Here is a 15,051-nt window from a genome sequence, read left to right as displayed (position 1 = left end):
AATGAGCGAAAAAACCGTCTTTGCCGTCAACGACATGACCTGCAGCCACTGCGTCGGCACCGTCCGCAGGGCGCTGGAAACGGCCCTGCCCGGCGCTGATATCTCGGTTGACCTGGCCAGCCATCGGGTGGAATTCACCGGCGACCGCAGCGTGGGTGAAGAGGCGATCCGCGAGGCCGGCTACACGCCGGAAGCGGCGTAACCCACAACGGAGGTCCCCGCGACAGCAGGGACCTCCGCTTTTACTATTGAAAGGCCGTCGCGGACCTATTCTCCCCGCTTCGCCAACCACTCTTCCATCCAGGCAATCTCGCTCTCCTGCGCGGCAATGACGCCTTCGGCCAGTTTCTTCACCTCGGGATCGGTCCCATATTCCAGCACGATCTTGGCCATCGCCACGGCCCCCTGGTGGTGCGGAATCATGTTTCGGATGAAGTCCACATCGGCGTCGCCGGAATAGTCGATCTCCATCTGGCCATGCATCTCCATATTGGCGGCTTTGTAGGCCTCGGTCGCGGGGCCATCGCCGGCCGCCATGGCGCCGTGGCCGGAATGGTCCTGCGCAAAGACGGGCGTCGCTACGCCTAGCAGCAGGGTAGAAACAAGCAGCAGGGATTTCATTGGCGTTCTCCTCATGTTGGATGCCCTGTTCTGCGGCTTTACCCAATGGGAAGGTCAAGCCCGTCGCATCGCATTGACAAACGACCCGCCAATTTGTTACTTAACTTCATGCTTAACCAACAATCCAATCTCGATCTCATGTTCCAGGCCCTGGCCGATCCGACGCGACGCGCCATGGTGGACCGCCTCAGCCGCGGCCCCGCCTCGGTCAGTGAACTGGCCAAGCCCTTTGACATGTCGCTGCCTGCCGTCGTGCAACATCTGCAGGCGCTGGAGGCCAGTGGCCTCGTCAGCTCGCAAAAAGTCGGCCGCGTCCGCACCTGCCAGATCGAGCCGGAGGCGCTGAGCCTCGCCGAGCAATGGATCAATGACCGCCGCACCACCTGGGTTCGGCGGCTTGATCGCCTGGGCGAGTTTTTGGCCGAGACGGAGCCCGAGACGCGGAGCTGACAGCCTGGGTGCTCACCCGTGCTGCAACCGCTCCAATATCTCGTCGAACTTGGCCATGGACGCGTTGGCGCCCCATTCCATGCCGCTGTCCACCACGCCCTGGCGCGTCTCAAAGCTGTCGAGCCGGGCGATGGAGCGATAGAACACCTTGCCGTCCCGCGCCTCGAAATGGTGCTCCTCGAAGAAGCGGTCATCCTCCTCGAACTGCCCTTCGACCACGAAGGTGTTCCTGATCAGGCTTTTGGGCTGAACATCGAGATAGGTGCCGAAGAACACGACTTCCGTGCCGTCGCCCATGGACGAGACAATCCGCCATTTACCGCCCTTGCGCACATCATATTCGACGATTTCATTGGCCTCGCGCGGTCCCCACCAATAGGCGACGTGCTCGGGTTGGGTCCAAACCGTCCAGACCAGATCGAGCGGCGCATTGAAGGTGCGCGACATGACGATGATCGGCTCGTCTGCCGGCAATTCGGTCTTGAACAGGTTCTGTTGAGCGGCACTCATGATCATTCCTCCTAGTTTTTGCTGTCGGTTTTGGGCGTTTGCAATTTGGTGAGATAGGCGTCGAGCTGATCCAGATTCTGCTCCCAGAACCGGCGGTAGCTTTCGACCAGTCCCGCCACGTCGCGCATTGGGCCGGCCTGCAGCTTGCAGGGGCGCCATTGCGCCTGCTTGCTCCGGCTGATCAGGCCCGCGCTTTCCAGCACCTTGATGTGCTTGGACACAGCGGCCAGCGTCATGTCGAACGGCTCGGCCAATTCGTTGACGCTCGCCTCCCCTTGCGCCAGTCGGGCAAGGATGGCGCGCCGGGTCGGGTCGGCCAGCGCCGAAAGCGTGATGCTCAAGCTGTCCATTTATTCAACCATTTTGTATAATACTAGTTAGTTGAATATACTTAACAGCGGGGCTTGTCAACCGCCGCGCTTATGCGTCATCTGCCGCCAAAGGAGCGGGCGATGAAAACAATCCTGATCGTGGGTATCGGCGCGGGTAATCCCGAGCACCTGACCATCCAGGCCATCAATGCGCTCAACCGCGCCAATGTGCTGTTCATTCCCGACAAGGGCGCGGGCAAGGCCGATCTCGCCGATCTGCGCCGCGACATCTGCGATCGCTATGTGACCAATCCCGCCGGCCGCCGCGTCGAATATAGCGTGCCCAAGCGCGACGCCGCCAATCCCGATTATGGCGCGGGCGTGCATGACTGGCACGACGCCCTCGCCGCCATCTTTGCCCGATTGATCCATGCTGAAGTGCCCGAAAATAGCGCCTGCGCCTTCCTCGTCTGGGGCGATCCCGGCCTTTACGACAGCACGATCCGCATCATCGAGCGGCTCGACGGCGCCGCCTTTAGAATCGAGATCATCCCCGGCATCACCGCCATCCAGGCCCTCACCGCCGCCCATGGCATTGCGCTGAACCGCATTGGCGAGCCCGTCCATATCACCACCGGCCGCAAGCTCGGCGAGGAGGGGGTGCGCAGTGACAGTGTGATCATGCTCGACGGCCAGACCGCCTTCGCCGCTCTGGACAATCCCGACCTCGATATTTTCTGGGGCGCCTATCTGGGCACGGCAGATGAGATTCTGATCGAGGGGCCATTGATGGAGGTTCGCGACAAGATCATCGAGACGCGTAAGGCCGCCCGGGCTCAGCATGGCTGGATCATGGATACCTATCTGCTGCGCAAGCGGGAGGGGTGATAACCCGCCCCGGATCGTATAAAGATCATCGCTCACCAATCACGAGCCCGACTTGTCCCAGGCCCTCTCCATCGCCGCCGCACCAAAAGCGCTCCCCGCGCTGCGGCGCGGCGCATGCCCGAGCCTGGATGAGCCCATGCAGACCGGCGATGGTCTGCTGGCCCGTCTCCGCATTCCCAATGGCCGCCAGACGCCCCGCCAGTTGCAGGCCATAGCCAAAACCGCCGCCCAATATGGCAATGGCCAGTTCGAAATCACCGCCCGCGGCAATCTGCAGGTCCGCGGCCTGACACCCCAAACCGCGTCAGTTTTCGCCACCGCCATCCAGGCGATCACCGCCATCGAACGCGGCCTCGTCGTCGAAACCCCGCCCTTGGCCGGTCAGGACCCACTTGAGCGCGCCGATCCGCGTCCGCTCGCTCAGGCCATCCGCGCCCTGCCCATCGCGGGCCTGGGCCCCAAAGTCACCGTCGTTGTCGATGGCAGTGGTCAGATCGATCTCAACGCCCTCGGCGCCGATATTCGCCTTGCTGCCGCCGGCGCCGATCATTGGCACCTGCGCGTCGACACCAAGACTGTCGGCACCGTCGCCACCACCGACGCAGTCGATGCAGCGCGCATCATCCTGGAGCTCATAGCCAATCGTGGCGAAACCGCCCGTGGCCGCGACCTCGCCCCCGAGAAAATCCGAACGGCTCTCGCCTCTCTTCTTGCAAATGATGTCGCGGCTGTCCCGCGCCTGGCGACAAACGCTATCGGTGATTTCACCCTAAATGCAGCCTTTGCCACTGGCATCGCCCTGCCCTTCGGCTCGGTCAGCAGCGCAACCCTTATCGAACTCGCCAACATCGCCAAAGGCTTGGGCATCACCAAACTGCTTCTGGCGCCCCACCACGCCCTCATTGCACTGGCGCCAGATACCGCACTCCTCCACGCTTGGCGCGATGAAGCCGCTAATCTGGGCTTCATCACCACTCCAGATGATCCGCGCCGCGCCATCAGCGCCTGCATTGGCAGCGATGGCTGCGCCTCCGGCCATATCGCCGCCCGCGCGCTTGCCGCTCAATTGGCCGAGCGCCACGCCGCCCTGTTCGACGGCTCGGTGACGCTTCACGTCTCGGGTTGCGTCAAGGGCTGCGCCCATCCGCGCGCCGCTTCGCTCACTCTTGTGGGCACGGCGACCAATTGCGCCCTTGTGTCAAACGGGCTGGCGGGCGATACGCCGCTGGTCGAGATCGCCCCGGCCCGACTGGAATCGGCGTTTGCCCGCCTGGTGCAGCAGCGCCTGCCCGGGGAAACCAGCGCCGCGTGCCTCACCCGGCTGGGCGCCTCGACAATCGCCGGACTGTTCCGGCAGGAATGAGCATGACCGACTACGACTATATCAGGGATGGCGAGGCCATTTACGCCCAGTCCTTTGCCATCATCCGGGCCGAGGCTGACCTGTCCGCCTTCGCGCCCGACGAGGCCGATATCGCCATCCGCATGATCCACGCCGCCGGCATGGTCGAGGCGGCGCAGCATTTCGAATTCGGCCCTGGCTTTGCCGCCGCCGCGCGCGCGGCTTTGGCCAATGGCGCGCCGATCCTGTGCGATGCCGAAATGGTCGCTCGCGGTGTCACCGCTGCCCGCCTCCCCGCCCAAAACGAGGTCATCTGCACCCTGCGCGATCCGCAAACGCCTGATCTCGCCGCCCAGCTTGGCACCACCCGCTCGGCCGCGGCGCTACAGCTCTGGCTGCCGCGCCTCGCCGGCTCGGTCGTCGCCATCGGCAATGCCCCAACGGCGCTGTTCCACCTGCTCGAATTGCTGCGCGACGGCGCCCCCAAGCCCGCCGCAATCCTCGGCATGCCCGTCGGCTTTGTCGGCGCGGCGGAATCGAAGGCCGCTTTGGCCGAGAATTCCTATGGCGTGCCCTATGCCATCGTGCGCGGGCGCCTGGGCGGTTCGGCCATGACATCGGCGGCGCTCAACGCTTTGGCGAGGTCCGGCATATGAGCGGCAAACTCATTGGCGTCGGCACCGGCCCGGGCGACCCGGAACTGCTCACGCTCAAGGCCGTGCGCGCCATCGCGGCGGCTGATGTGGTCGCCTATTTCGCCAAGGCGGGCAATGCCAGCAATGCCCGGGCCATCGTCGCCGAGCACATCATGCCCGGCCAAGTCGAGGAAGCGCTCGACTATCCGGTAACCACCGAGATCGACCGCCGCCACGCCGATTACAAAGCCGCGACCAACGCCTTCTACGCTACCGCTGCCGAACGCGTCGCCGCCCATCTTGATGCCGGCCGCAGCGTCGCCGTGCTCAGCGAGGGCGATCCGCTGTTCTATGGCTCCTATATGCATCTGCATGTCCGCCTCGCTCATCGCTACGACACCGAAGTCATCCCCGGCATCACCGCCATGTCCGGCTGTTGGTCGAGCGCCGGCCTGCCCTTGGTGCAGGGTGATGACGTGCTCTCGGTGCTGCCCGGCACGCTGGACGAAGTCGAGCTGAGCCGGCGCTTGGTCGAAGCCGATGCCGCCGTGATCATGAAGGTGGGTCGCAATCTGCCAAAGATCCGCCGCGCCATCGAAGAGGCCGGCAAGCTCGAGGACGCGGTCTATGTCGAGCGCGGCACCATGGCGAATGGCCACTCGATCAAGCTGATCGACAAGACCGACGACATCGCCCCCTATTTTGCCCTGGTGCTGGTTCCCGGCTGGAGTTCTCGCCCATGACCGGACGCCTCACTGTTGTCGGCACCGGTCCCGGCAATCCCGATCAGACCACGCCCGAGGCGCTGGCCGCCATCGCCGCCGCCGCGCAATTTTTTGGTTACGGCCCCTATCTCGACCGCCTCGATCTGCGTCCCGATCAGCAACGCATCGCCTCGGACAATCGCGAGGAGCTCAGCCGCGCCAAGGCCGCCCTCAAGGCTGCTGCTGCCGGCAACAATGTCTGCGTCGTATCCGGTGGTGATCCCGGTGTTTTCGCCATGGCGGCCGCCATTTGCGAGGCCATCGAGGAAGGCCCGCCCGCCTGGCGCAATCTTGACCTCGATATCGTTCCCGGCGTCACCGCCATGCTCGCCGTTGCCGCCAAGGCCGGCGCGCCGCTCGGTCACGATTTCTGCGCCATTTCGCTGTCGGATAACCTCAAGCCCTGGACCGTCATCGAGCAGCGCCTGCGTGCGGTGGCCGGCGCCGGGCTGGTCATCGCGCTCTACAATCCCATCAGCAAGGCTCGTCCCTGGCAGTTGGGCACCGCCTTCGCCATCCTGCGCGAAGTGCTGCCGTGGTCGACCCCGGTGATTTTCGGGCGCGCCGCTGGTCGCAGCGACGAAGTCATTATTGTCGCCAGTCTTGCCGAAGCCAAGGCGGAACAGGCTGACATGGCCACCTGCGTCATTATCGGCTCGCCCGAAACCCGCGTCATCGAGCGCCCCGGCCGCGCGCCGATCGTCTATTCGCCGCGCTCCACCGGGGGGCCGCAATGAGCTGGCTATCGGTGGTCGGCATTGGCGAGGATGGCCTTGCCGGGCTCGGCCAAGCGGCACGCGACGCCATTGCCAAGGCCGAGATCGTCTTCGGCGGCGCCCGTCATCTCGAGCTTGCCGCCTCCGCCATCACCGGCGAAGCCCGCCCCTGGCTCAGCCCGTTCTCCGCATCCATCGAAGCCGTATTGGCCGAACGCGGCCGCCCCGTCTGCGTGCTAGCCTCGGGCGATCCCTTCCACTATGGCGTCGGCGCCACGCTGGCCCGCCATCTCGACGCTTCGCAAATGGCCGTCTATCCCCACCCGTCCGCCTTCAGCCTCGCGGCTGGTCGGCTGGGCTGGGCATTGCAGGATATTACGAGCCTGTCGCTGCACGGTCGCCCGCTCGATCTTATCCGCCCGCATCTGCATCCTGCCGCCCGCATTCTCGCGCTGACCTCCGACGAGAATGGCCCTGCGGCGCTGGCAAAATTGCTGACCGAGGCCGGTTTCGGCATTTCCATTGTCACCGTGCTCGAAGCCCTGGGCGGCCCGCGCGAACGCATCCGCTCGCAGGTCGCCATGAGCTTTGCGCTGAGCGATATCGATCCGCTCAATATCTGCGCTATTACCGTCGTCCCCCTGCCTGGCGCGCGCATCCTGCCGCTGACGCCGGGGCTGGATGATGGCTTGTTCGAGCATGATGGGCAGATCACCAAGCGCGAAGTCCGTGCCCTTACTCTTTCCGCCCTCGCGCCGCGGCGTGGCGAGTTGCTGTGGGATATCGGCGCCGGTTCGGGGTCGATCGCCATCGAATGGCTGCTCGCCGACCCCTCGATGAAGGCCATTGCCGTGGAAGCCAATTCCGAGCGCTGTGCCCGCATCAAACGTAACGCCGCCAATTTCGGCGTCCCCGATCTGCAATTGATCGAAAGCGCGGCGCCTGAAGCCCTCACCGACCTCGAAGCGCCCCATGCCATCTTCATTGGCGGCGGCGGCTCCGATCCCGGTGTACTCGACGCGGCCATCGCTGCCCTCCGCCCCGGCGGGCGCCTGGTCGCCAATGCCGTCACGCTAGAGATGGAAGCCCTGCTCCTTGCCCGCCATGCTGAACTCGGCGGCAGCCTCACGCGCATCGACATCGCCCGCCCCAGTCCGGTTGGCTCCATGACAGCCTGGCGCCCCGCCATGCCGATCACGCAATGGGTCTGGGTGAAGGGATGAACGAGATCAGGCTTATTCCATGACAGTCCATTTCATCGGCGCCGGCCCCGGCGCAGCCGATCTCATAACCGTGCGCGGCCGCGATCTGCTCGCCCGCTGCCCGGTTTGCCTTTATGCCGGCTCCATCGTGCCGCCTGAGATGCTGGCCTGGTGCGCGCCCGGCGCGCGGCTGGTCGACACTGCCCCGCTCTCGCTCGATGAAATCGAAGCCGAATATCAGGCGGCCCATGCTGCCGGGCAGGACGTAGCGCGGCTGCATTCGGGCGACCTCTCGATGTGGAGCGCCGTCGCCGAGCAGATGCGGCGGCTCGACCGGCTCGGCATCCCCTATACGCTGACGCCCGGGGTCCCGGCCTTTGCTGCTGCCGCCGCCACTCTGGGCCGCGAGCTCACCATTCCGGCCGAGGCGCAGAGCCTGGTGCTCACCCGCGTCTCCGGTCGTGCCTCGCCCATGCCCGAGGGCGAAACCCTCGCCGGCTTCGGCGCCAGTGGCGCTACGCTCGCCATTCATCTGGCCATTCATGCGCTGGATCGGGTCGTGGCCGAGCTGACGCCGCTCTATGGCGCCGATTGCCCGGTGGCCATCGTCGCCCATGCCAGTTGGCCCAATGAGAAGATCATTCGCGGTACGCTGGGTACGATCGAGGCTGCGTTCGCTGCCGACCCGGTGGAGCGCACGGCGATTATCTTTGTCGGCCGCACGCTGGACGCCGAAGGCTTCCGCGAAAGTGCGCTGTACGACCCGGATTACCAACGCCGGTTTCGCGGCCGGGATGGGTTGTAACTAGGCCGCCTTGGCCCGCGACAGCTCTGCCGTCTTGGTCAACACCCAGGCCAGTCCCACGAGGAACAACAGCCCGCCACCGAGCAGCAGTCCATCCCATAGCGGATGCGCGTCCATCGGCGCTTTCACCACCTGCAGCGCCATGCTCAGCACGGTGCCGGCTGCGAACACGGCCAGGCCCTGCCGGCCCATCAGCCGGAACGGCGCCGCTATCCAGGATTGGGCGATGGTCCGCATGATTGGCAGGTGCCCCAGCACGTAGAATAGCGCCAGCGCATGCAGCAATCGCGGCAAGGTCAGGAAGGTCTTGTCGAACCAGATCAGGTAAAACGGCGTGCCCATGCTGCCGAACCAGCCCATGGTGCCATTCATCGCCTTGCCGATCGGCGGCACTTTCATCCAGATCAGGGTGAACACCAGGATGGCCGCGGCCAGGCCGAACAGCACCGGCTGATAGGGGATGAACCGCTTGCCCACCTTCATCGCCATGCCGGACAGCAGGCCGAGCACAAAAACCAGCTGCCAGGAGAACGGGTTGAAAAACCAGCCGCCCTCGTTGGGGTAGTTCGGGAAGTTGAGGCGGAACTCGCCGGCGATGGCCCAGAGCAGCACCGACGCCAGCGCCAACGGCACGGGCCAGCGCAGCCCCACGATGATCAGCAGCGGCGTTACCAGCAGCAGCGTCATGTAAAGTGGCAGGATATTGAGATAGCCCAGTTGGTGGGTCAGCAGGGGAATGCCCACCATGGTCCCCAGCGGCTGCTGGAACAGCGGGGCGATATTGTTCTTGGCCAGCAATTCGCCCAGCCCCAGCCACTTGGCCGCCGCCGCAAAGATGGCAAGGCTCAGGATGGTGATGGTGATGTGAACGAAATAAAGCTGGCGCGCCCGGGCCCACACTTTGGCGGTGGCGGCCCAGAGCGAGCCGGTGCGGAAGCGGTTGGAATAGGCGAGGCCCGAGGCCATGCCGGACATGAAGACAAAGGCTTCGGCCGCATCGGAAAAGCCGAAATTGCGGCTGGTCAGGCCCTCGTAGAACGTGCCCGGCACGTGATTGATGAAGATCATCAGCAGCGCCAGCCCGCGGAACATGTCCAGCCGCTCATCGCGACCAGACTGCGGCGCGGCGGCTTTATCGCCGGCGATGGGTGCCCAGATGGCCCGCACCCAGCTCGGGCCCAGCAGCCCGGCGGCGCGGAACGGAACGGCTTCAGGCAGCGACATGTTCGGCCGACCTGGCGACCGCAACGTCGCTTGGATTACCCTGGATGGTCCAGCTCGCCATGATGGCCTGGTGCTCGGCCATCACCGGGGTCGGCGCAATTTCGCTATCGGTGCGGAAATACAGCGGCCGCTTGGCATGAGAGGGATGCGAGCTCATCGAGATCAGCAGCGGCGCAAAGATCGCCGGCAGAGCAGCCGGAGCCAACCACAGTGCCACGGAAGGGGCAAAGACTGCCGTCGAGCCGAGCGCCAGCACACCGGTCAGCACGATCCACCAGCTGGCCTGGAAGGCATCATTGATGCTGATCCAGTTCTGCCCACGGCGGGTCGGCGGCCAGCCACCATCAAGCCCGAGCAGCACCTGCATCACCGCGCGGCTCTGCAGCATCAGCATGACCGGAGCCAATACCGTGGAAAACGCCACCTCGGTGACGATCGAGAGCAGCACGACATGGGTGCCGCCAAAATGCCGGTTGCGGCCATCGATGGCGCCGCGCACCAGGATCATCAGCTTGGGCACGACCAATACGACAGCCACGGCCACGCCCACCGCCCAGATCGGCACGGGGTGCTCGACGCCGAAGCCGGAAAAGGCCGAGCGCTGGTCAGGGAACAGGGCGGCCAGCACGCTGGTGAACAGCAGCGTCAGCCACAGGGGCGAGGCCATATAGGCCATGATGCCCTGGATGAAGGTGAACCGGCTCCAGAACTTGAGTCCTGGCGCGCCGATCAGCCGGCGGTGCTGCAGATTGCCCTGGCACCAGCGGCGATCGCGCTTGGCATATTCGATCAGGTTTTCCGGGCCTTCCTCGAAGGAGCCGCCCAGTTCGGGATCGACCTTGACGGTCCAGCCGGCGCGCGACAGCAAAGCCGCCTCGACATAGTCATGGCTCAGTATATGCCCGCCATAAGGCGGCTTGCCCGACAGCACCGGCAGCCCGCACGAAGCGGCAAAGGCCGAGACGCGCACAATGGCATTGTGCCCCCAATAAGGGCCTTCGCTGCCCTGCATCAGGGCGGCGCCCCGCGCAAAGGAGGGCGACATGTAGCAGGCGGAAAACTGCATGGAACGGCCGAATACCGTTGCGGCATTGATCACCTGCGGCACGGTCTGCAACAGGCCGAGATTATCGTCCCGGTCCATGCGGCGCGCCATCTCGCCAATGGTTGCGCCTTCCATCAGGCTATCGGCATCCAGGATCAGCGCATAATCATAGGCGCCGCCCGAGCGGGCGATGAAATCCTCGATATTGCCAGCCTTGCGGCCGGTGTTTTTTTCGCGGCGGCGATAGAAAATGCGGCCTGCGCTCATCGGCTCGCGCAACAGATGCTCGAACCACACGATTTCCTGCGCCGCAGTCTCCAGCACCGTGGTGTCCGACAGCACGGCAATGTGGAAGCGGTCGGCGATATCCAGCGCCACTAGGCTCCGGTTCATCGCCGCGATGCGCGAAAATGTCGCGACTGGGTCCTCGTTATAGATCGGCACCAGAATGGCGGTCAGCCCCTCGGGCTTTTCCCTGGGATCGAAATCGGGCTTTCGCGCGGGCGCAAATACGCCCAGCACAGCCGCCGCCGCGCCCCATACCAGCCAGAAGCTGGTGAAGGTGACGAGGATGGCGCGCACGATATCGAGCGTCGTCAGCCCCCCTTCCCCGGTAAAACGGAGAAAGAGATATCCCCCCGCTGCACTGAGCGTGACGGCTACCAGCAGCGTTAGGGACCGTATCAGGATCGGCCGGGTCATTGGTCTCAATCAGTCAAAAATTGCAGACAAAAGGCTGGCGCATCAGCGCCAGGACAAGACCAGAAAGGCGTTGCGCACAACGTCCATCAGCGACTTTTGCCGCTCCAGGCGTTGCTTGGGCATAGCTAGGGGTGCATCGGGTAGGGCGATGGCGTAGAGAAATTCGCTCGAATGTTTCATGCCGTGGGTCTCCACTGGTAGAGCCAGGTTTCAGTAAGTTGACGGCCTAACCCCACCAGATAGGCCCTCAGTTCCAACGGTGTCGTGCCGTCAGTCTCCACGTCGAAGACCAGACGCCATGCACCGTTGGCATCAATGCGCGAGAGCGCAGTATGTTGCGCTACGCCACCCGCGACCGTTGCCACCACATCTGGCGGCGTTTCAGCTGAAAGGCCCGACAATTCACCGCCGACAAAGTCGACCACAAATTTGCGCAGGTTGGCGGCGTTCTCCACCCCGGATACACCACCCTGCCCTGCACGCGTCTCGGCCACATAAGCCAAACTCGAATTCTTGTCGGGATTAAGGTCACCCCAGATCAGGCGGTAACCAAATTCCCGTTCATCCCCAGCTTTCGCCGGGGCTTCCGGCACCCAGAAAGCGCCGATATTATCGTCCGCTTCAAAGCGCGCCGGAATTTCGATCAGCCGCACATGGCCCTGGCCCCAATTATTGGTGGGCTCGACGCGCAGCGAAGGGCGACGCTCGTAATGGGCGCCGGCATCCTGATAGGTCTCGAAGTCGCGGCCGCGCTGATAGAGGCCGTAGGCCTTGGGGTTGGCTTCCCAGAGATAGGAATTGCCCAGGGTCGTCGAATTGTTGAGCGCGCGCCACATCACTTCCCCATTTTCCCGCTCGATCAGCAGGCCATTGGTGTCGTGCACCTGGGGGCGGTAATCGTCGAAGCTGCCGCGATTGGCATCGCCGAACAGGAACATCGAGGTCAGCGGGGCAACGCCCAGCTCCTTGACATCGCTGCGAAAATTCAGCCGCGCCGTCACTTCCATGATGGTTTCCTGCTGCTCGCCATGCGGCGGGGAGATCACGAAACGATAGGCGCCGGTCACGCTGGGGCCTTCCATGGCGGCATAAAGCGTCATCGGCACATCGGCAGAAGCGGGCTTTTCGACATAGAATTCGGAAAACACCGGGAACTCTTCTGGCACATCGAGCCAGGAATTCAGCACGATGCCGCGAGCGCTCTGGCCATAGACATTGTTGCGGCCCAGTGCGCGGAAATAGCTGGCGCCCAGGAATGTCGCGAGCTCGTCATACTTGTCGGCAATATTGAGCGGATAATTGAGCCGTATGCCCGCGACACCGGGGAACTCGCCCACGGTGGCGACGCGCGCTGCGGTCTCGGCGTCATGGTAATCGAAATCGGCGGCCGTGAAGGTCACGAGCTTGGCTTGGCCATCAATCAGTTCGTAGAGCTTGACCGGCTCCTTGAACAACCAGCCCATGTGGAAGGCCTGTACCTGATAACCTAGGTTATCCTTGGCCCACACGCCGTGGTCAGGCCGGAACTGGATGCGCATATGAGCGTCATAATCCAGGCCCTGCAGGCCCTCGGGGAGTTCGAACGTCACCGGCTGGAACGGGCTAGCCGCCAAATCCTTCATGCGAGCGCTGAAGGAGTCGAAATCGAAAGCGAATTGGTCGGGCAGTTCGGCCTGGGCGAAGGCTTTGGTGCTGAGCGCAGTGGTCGACAAGAGGGCGACTGCGCCTATCCCGAAAAGGACATCGCGGCGATTCGGCAGGCTGTTGATGTGACGCTTCAAGTAAACACTACCCGTTCGGTGTTGTATTGCATGGTTTCCGGCTTAATTCGAACGCCGGATAGCCGTAAAAGTTGACGCATGGGCGCCATGCAACTACCGCATGGCTCCCGGTGACCCGCCGCGAACCCTTAACGATCCGTTGACGGCAAGGGTTGCTCGCGTTGTCGTGATATGTCGATAAAGTTTGGGGCAGGTTTAGGGCAGGCCCACCGCGTAGCCGATGGCCGCCAGGCGCATAGGTAACGGTATGCCCCGCGGACCGGGCGTTTGCAGCGTTGAGATTTGTTTAAGAGTTTGGGCTTGGTGGGTGCGGGCGGCGATCACGCTCCCGGCAGGAATCCAAATTGGGCATTGTGCAGCCGCGCATAGGCTCCGCCCCGCGCCAGCAGTTCGGCATGAGCGCCCTGCTCCACAATACCCGTCTCATCGAGCACCACGATCCGGTCGGCATGCTGGATGGTCGCCAGCCGGTGCGCGATTACCAGTGTCGTGCGGCCCTTGGACAATTCCGCGAGGGATTGCTGGATGGCGACTTCCGTTGCCGTATCCAACGCCGAAGTGGCCTCGTCCAGAATCAGGATGGGCGGGTTCTTGAGGAAAATCCGGGCAATCGCCACGCGCTGCTTCTGCCCACCCGAGAGTTTGACGCCGCGTTCGCCCACCACGGTATCGAGCCCGTCGGACAACCGCTCGATCACCTTGTCGAAGCGGGCATTGCGCGCCGCGGCCATGATCGCCTCGTCGGAGGCGCCGAGCTGGCCATAGGCGATATTCTCGCGGATGGTGCCGCCGAACAGGAACACGTCCTGCTGCACAATGCCGATCTGGCTGCGCAACGAGGCCTGCGTCATGTCGCGGATATCCATGCCATCGATGCTGATCGAGCCGCTATCGAGTTCATAAAAGCGCGGCAGCAGCGAGCAGAGCGTCGTCTTGCCCGCGCCCGATGGGCCGACCACGGCTACGGTTTCCCCCGCCTTGATCGTCAGGTTCAGCCCGTCGAGCACCTGGCGGCCGTGCTCGTACGAGAATCCGGCGTCGGCAAAGACGATGTCGCCCTTGAGGTTGCGCACTGCCTTGGCATTCGGCCGGTCGGCAATGTCCGGCTCGGTATCGATCAGCGTAGTAAAGCGGCGGAAGCCGGCAATGCCCTTGGGATAGCTTTCCAGCACGCCGGTTATCTTGTCGACCGGGCGCATGAACACATTGACCAGCAGCAGGAAGCTGACAAAGCCGCCATTGGTCAGGTCGCCCTGTACCACGAGCCAGGCGCCAACCAGCATGACCACAAGCTGCACCAGGCGCGTGCTGAGATAGGTGATGGTGATGCTGGCCGTCATGTAGGCATAGGCCTGCAATTTGGTCTTGCGGTAATTGCTGTTGTTGCCAGCGAAGAGATTGGCCTCGTGCGGTTCGTTGGCGAAGGCCTTGACCACGCGAATGCCGCCGATGGAGTCCTCGATACGAGTGTTGAATTCGCCGACCTGCCGGAACAGGGTGCGCCAGTTCTGCGTCATCTTGGCGCCGTAGCGGCTGACCAGCCAGGTCATGACCGGCACGATCAGCGTGGTGATCAGCGCCAGCTGCCAGTTGACCGTGAACATCAGGGCGAAGGCGCCGAGGAAGGTCATGATGGCGATGAAGACGTCCTCGGGGCCGTGGTGGGCGACCTCGCCGACGTCTTCGAGATCCTTGGTCACATGGGTGATCAGGTGGCCGGTCTTGTTGTTGTCGAAGAAGCGGAAGCTGAGCTTTTGCAGGTGGTCGAACACCTGGCGGCGCATGTCGGTTTCGATGCTGATGCCCAGCATGTGGCCGAAATAATTGACCACGCCCATCAGGACCGCATTGAAAACATAGATGGCCAGCAGCGCAGCTCCGGCAATCAGGATGAAGCCGAATTCCGAGCGGGGCAGCAATTGGTCGATGAAATAGGCCACCGCCATGGGAAAGGCCAGTTCGAGCAGGCCCGCGACAATGGCGCAGCCAAAATCCAGCGCAAACAGGCCCTTGTAGGGGGCGTAATAGGAAAAAAAGCGAGCCAGCATAGATCAG

General features: G+C 63.6%; 17 protein-coding genes. 9 read left to right on the top strand and 8 right to left on the bottom strand.

The genetic code is table 11. The annotated features are described in order from the left end of the window. The first annotated feature begins 1 nt into the window (after nt 1). Nucleotides 2-202, top strand: a complete 201-nt coding sequence (locus ACI3KW_RS19270; RefSeq protein ID WP_404849440.1) for a heavy-metal-associated domain-containing protein — start codon at nt 2-4, stop codon at nt 200-202. Nucleotides 203-267: 65 nt separating this feature from the next. Here the strand turns inward: ACI3KW_RS19270 and ACI3KW_RS19265 are convergent, their stop codons facing one another. Beyond that, complete coding sequence (locus ACI3KW_RS19265) at nt 268-621, bottom strand: DUF305 domain-containing protein (protein WP_404849439.1); 354 nt, start codon at nt 619-621, stop codon at nt 268-270. Between the two features lie 108 nt (nt 622-729). On the opposite strand from ACI3KW_RS19265, the gene ACI3KW_RS19260 reads away from it, so the two are divergent. Beyond that, on the top strand, nt 730-1,071 hold the full coding sequence (locus tag ACI3KW_RS19260) for an ArsR/SmtB family transcription factor (protein ID WP_404849438.1): 342 nt from the start codon (nt 730-732) through the stop codon (nt 1,069-1,071). Nucleotides 1,072-1,083: 12 nt separating this feature from the next. On the opposite strand, the gene ACI3KW_RS19255 is transcribed toward ACI3KW_RS19260, so the two are convergent. Continuing rightward, entirely contained in the window at nt 1,084-1,581 is a 498-nt protein-coding gene (locus ACI3KW_RS19255; RefSeq protein ID WP_404849437.1) for an SRPBCC domain-containing protein, read from the bottom strand. Between the two features lie 11 nt (nt 1,582-1,592). After that, on the bottom strand, nt 1,593-1,931 hold the full coding sequence (locus tag ACI3KW_RS19250) for an ArsR/SmtB family transcription factor (RefSeq protein WP_404849436.1): 339 nt from the start codon (nt 1,929-1,931) through the stop codon (nt 1,593-1,595). Between the two features lie 102 nt (nt 1,932-2,033). Here ACI3KW_RS19250 and cobF point away from each other — a divergent pair, with 102 nt between their 5' ends. The 7 genes from cobF to cobM are packed head-to-tail and all read left to right on the top strand — an operon-like array spanning nt 2,034 to nt 8,244. Further along, nucleotides 2,034-2,780, top strand: coding sequence for a precorrin-6A synthase (deacetylating) (gene cobF, locus ACI3KW_RS19245; protein ID WP_404849435.1), 747 nt, complete (start codon nt 2,034-2,036; stop codon nt 2,778-2,780). 52 nt (nt 2,781-2,832) lie between these two features. After that, on the top strand, nt 2,833-4,143 hold the full coding sequence (cobG, locus tag ACI3KW_RS19240) for a precorrin-3B synthase (protein WP_404849434.1): 1,311 nt from the start codon (nt 2,833-2,835) through the stop codon (nt 4,141-4,143). A gap of 2 nt (nt 4,144-4,145) precedes the next feature. Beyond that, nucleotides 4,146-4,778 carry a precorrin-8X methylmutase gene (locus ACI3KW_RS19235; RefSeq protein ID WP_404849433.1) on the top strand — a complete coding sequence of 211 codons (633 nt, stop codon included), beginning with the start codon at nt 4,146-4,148 and terminating at the stop codon, nt 4,776-4,778. Next, complete coding sequence (locus tag ACI3KW_RS19230) at nt 4,775-5,500, top strand: precorrin-2 C(20)-methyltransferase (protein WP_404849432.1); 726 nt, start codon at nt 4,775-4,777, stop codon at nt 5,498-5,500. Before ACI3KW_RS19235 ends, ACI3KW_RS19230 begins: the two co-directional genes overlap by 4 nt. Continuing rightward, nucleotides 5,497-6,258 (top strand): precorrin-3B C(17)-methyltransferase, encoded by a 762-nt coding sequence (locus tag ACI3KW_RS19225; RefSeq protein WP_404849431.1) that lies wholly within the window; start codon nt 5,497-5,499, stop codon nt 6,256-6,258. The genes ACI3KW_RS19230 and ACI3KW_RS19225 overlap by 4 nt, the downstream gene beginning before the upstream one ends. After that, nucleotides 6,255-7,460: a precorrin-6y C5,15-methyltransferase (decarboxylating) subunit CbiE gene (gene cbiE / locus ACI3KW_RS19220; protein ID WP_404849430.1), complete on the top strand. Its 1,206-nt coding sequence runs from the start codon at nt 6,255-6,257 to the stop codon at nt 7,458-7,460. Before ACI3KW_RS19225 ends, cbiE begins: the two co-directional genes overlap by 4 nt. A 19-nt stretch (nt 7,461-7,479) precedes the next feature. Then, nucleotides 7,480-8,244 carry a precorrin-4 C(11)-methyltransferase gene (gene cobM / locus ACI3KW_RS19215; protein WP_404849429.1) on the top strand — a complete coding sequence of 255 codons (765 nt, stop codon included), beginning with the start codon at nt 7,480-7,482 and terminating at the stop codon, nt 8,242-8,244. Here the strand turns inward: cobM and ACI3KW_RS19210 are convergent, their stop codons facing one another. From ACI3KW_RS19210 to ACI3KW_RS19190, 5 genes are all read right to left on the bottom strand, one after another. After that, nucleotides 8,245-9,468, bottom strand: coding sequence for an OpgC family protein (locus ACI3KW_RS19210; protein ID WP_404849428.1), 1,224 nt, complete (start codon nt 9,466-9,468; stop codon nt 8,245-8,247). Continuing rightward, nucleotides 9,455-11,215: a glucans biosynthesis glucosyltransferase MdoH gene (gene mdoH, locus ACI3KW_RS19205; protein WP_404849427.1), complete on the bottom strand. Its 1,761-nt coding sequence runs from the start codon at nt 11,213-11,215 to the stop codon at nt 9,455-9,457. The genes ACI3KW_RS19210 and mdoH overlap by 14 nt, the downstream gene beginning before the upstream one ends. Nucleotides 11,216-11,257: 42 nt before the next feature. After that, complete coding sequence (locus ACI3KW_RS19200) at nt 11,258-11,395, bottom strand: hypothetical protein (RefSeq protein WP_162740180.1); 138 nt, start codon at nt 11,393-11,395, stop codon at nt 11,258-11,260. Then, nucleotides 11,392-12,927 carry a glucan biosynthesis protein gene (locus tag ACI3KW_RS19195; RefSeq protein ID WP_404849426.1) on the bottom strand — a complete coding sequence of 512 codons (1,536 nt, stop codon included), beginning with the start codon at nt 12,925-12,927 and terminating at the stop codon, nt 11,392-11,394. The genes ACI3KW_RS19200 and ACI3KW_RS19195 overlap by 4 nt, the downstream gene beginning before the upstream one ends. 389 nt (nt 12,928-13,316) lie before the next feature. After that, a complete protein-coding gene (locus ACI3KW_RS19190; protein ID WP_404849425.1) occupies nt 13,317-15,044 on the bottom strand; it encodes an ABC transporter ATP-binding protein in 1,728 nt (575 codons plus the stop codon). Nucleotides 15,045-15,051 lie beyond the last annotated feature (7 nt).

The organism is Devosia sp. ZW T5_3, assembly GCF_044987315.1.
In the GTDB taxonomy this organism is placed as follows: Bacteria; Pseudomonadota; Alphaproteobacteria; order Rhizobiales; family Devosiaceae; genus Devosia.
This window is presented reverse-complemented; position numbering and strand designations above follow the sequence as displayed.

Coding starts and splice junctions, on each gene's coding strand:
- ACI3KW_RS19255 (WP_404849437.1), bottom strand. CDS start 1,581: ATGAGTGCCGCTCAACAGAACCTGTTCAAGACCGAATTGCCGGCAGAC.
- ACI3KW_RS19210 (WP_404849428.1), bottom strand. CDS start 9,468: ATGTCGCTGCCTGAAGCCGTTCCGTTCCGCGCCGCCGGGCTGCTGGGC.
- ACI3KW_RS19260 (WP_404849438.1), top strand. CDS start 730: ATGCTTAACCAACAATCCAATCTCGATCTCATGTTCCAGGCCCTGGCC.
- ACI3KW_RS19235 (WP_404849433.1), top strand. CDS start 4,146: ATGACCGACTACGACTATATCAGGGATGGCGAGGCCATTTACGCCCAG.
- ACI3KW_RS19200 (WP_162740180.1), bottom strand. CDS start 11,395: ATGAAACATTCGAGCGAATTTCTCTACGCCATCGCCCTACCCGATGCA.
- ACI3KW_RS19190 (WP_404849425.1), bottom strand. CDS start 15,044: ATGCTGGCTCGCTTTTTTTCCTATTACGCCCCCTACAAGGGCCTGTTT.
- ACI3KW_RS19250 (WP_404849436.1), bottom strand. CDS start 1,931: ATGGACAGCTTGAGCATCACGCTTTCGGCGCTGGCCGACCCGACCCGG.
- cobF (WP_404849435.1), top strand. CDS start 2,034: ATGAAAACAATCCTGATCGTGGGTATCGGCGCGGGTAATCCCGAGCAC.
- cbiE (WP_404849430.1), top strand. CDS start 6,255: ATGAGCTGGCTATCGGTGGTCGGCATTGGCGAGGATGGCCTTGCCGGG.
- ACI3KW_RS19270 (WP_404849440.1), top strand. CDS start 2: ATGAGCGAAAAAACCGTCTTTGCCGTCAACGACATGACCTGCAGCCAC.
- ACI3KW_RS19230 (WP_404849432.1), top strand. CDS start 4,775: ATGAGCGGCAAACTCATTGGCGTCGGCACCGGCCCGGGCGACCCGGAA.
- ACI3KW_RS19225 (WP_404849431.1), top strand. CDS start 5,497: ATGACCGGACGCCTCACTGTTGTCGGCACCGGTCCCGGCAATCCCGAT.
- cobM (WP_404849429.1), top strand. CDS start 7,480: ATGACAGTCCATTTCATCGGCGCCGGCCCCGGCGCAGCCGATCTCATA.
- ACI3KW_RS19265 (WP_404849439.1), bottom strand. CDS start 621: ATGAAATCCCTGCTGCTTGTTTCTACCCTGCTGCTAGGCGTAGCGACG.
- mdoH (WP_404849427.1), bottom strand. CDS start 11,215: ATGACCCGGCCGATCCTGATACGGTCCCTAACGCTGCTGGTAGCCGTC.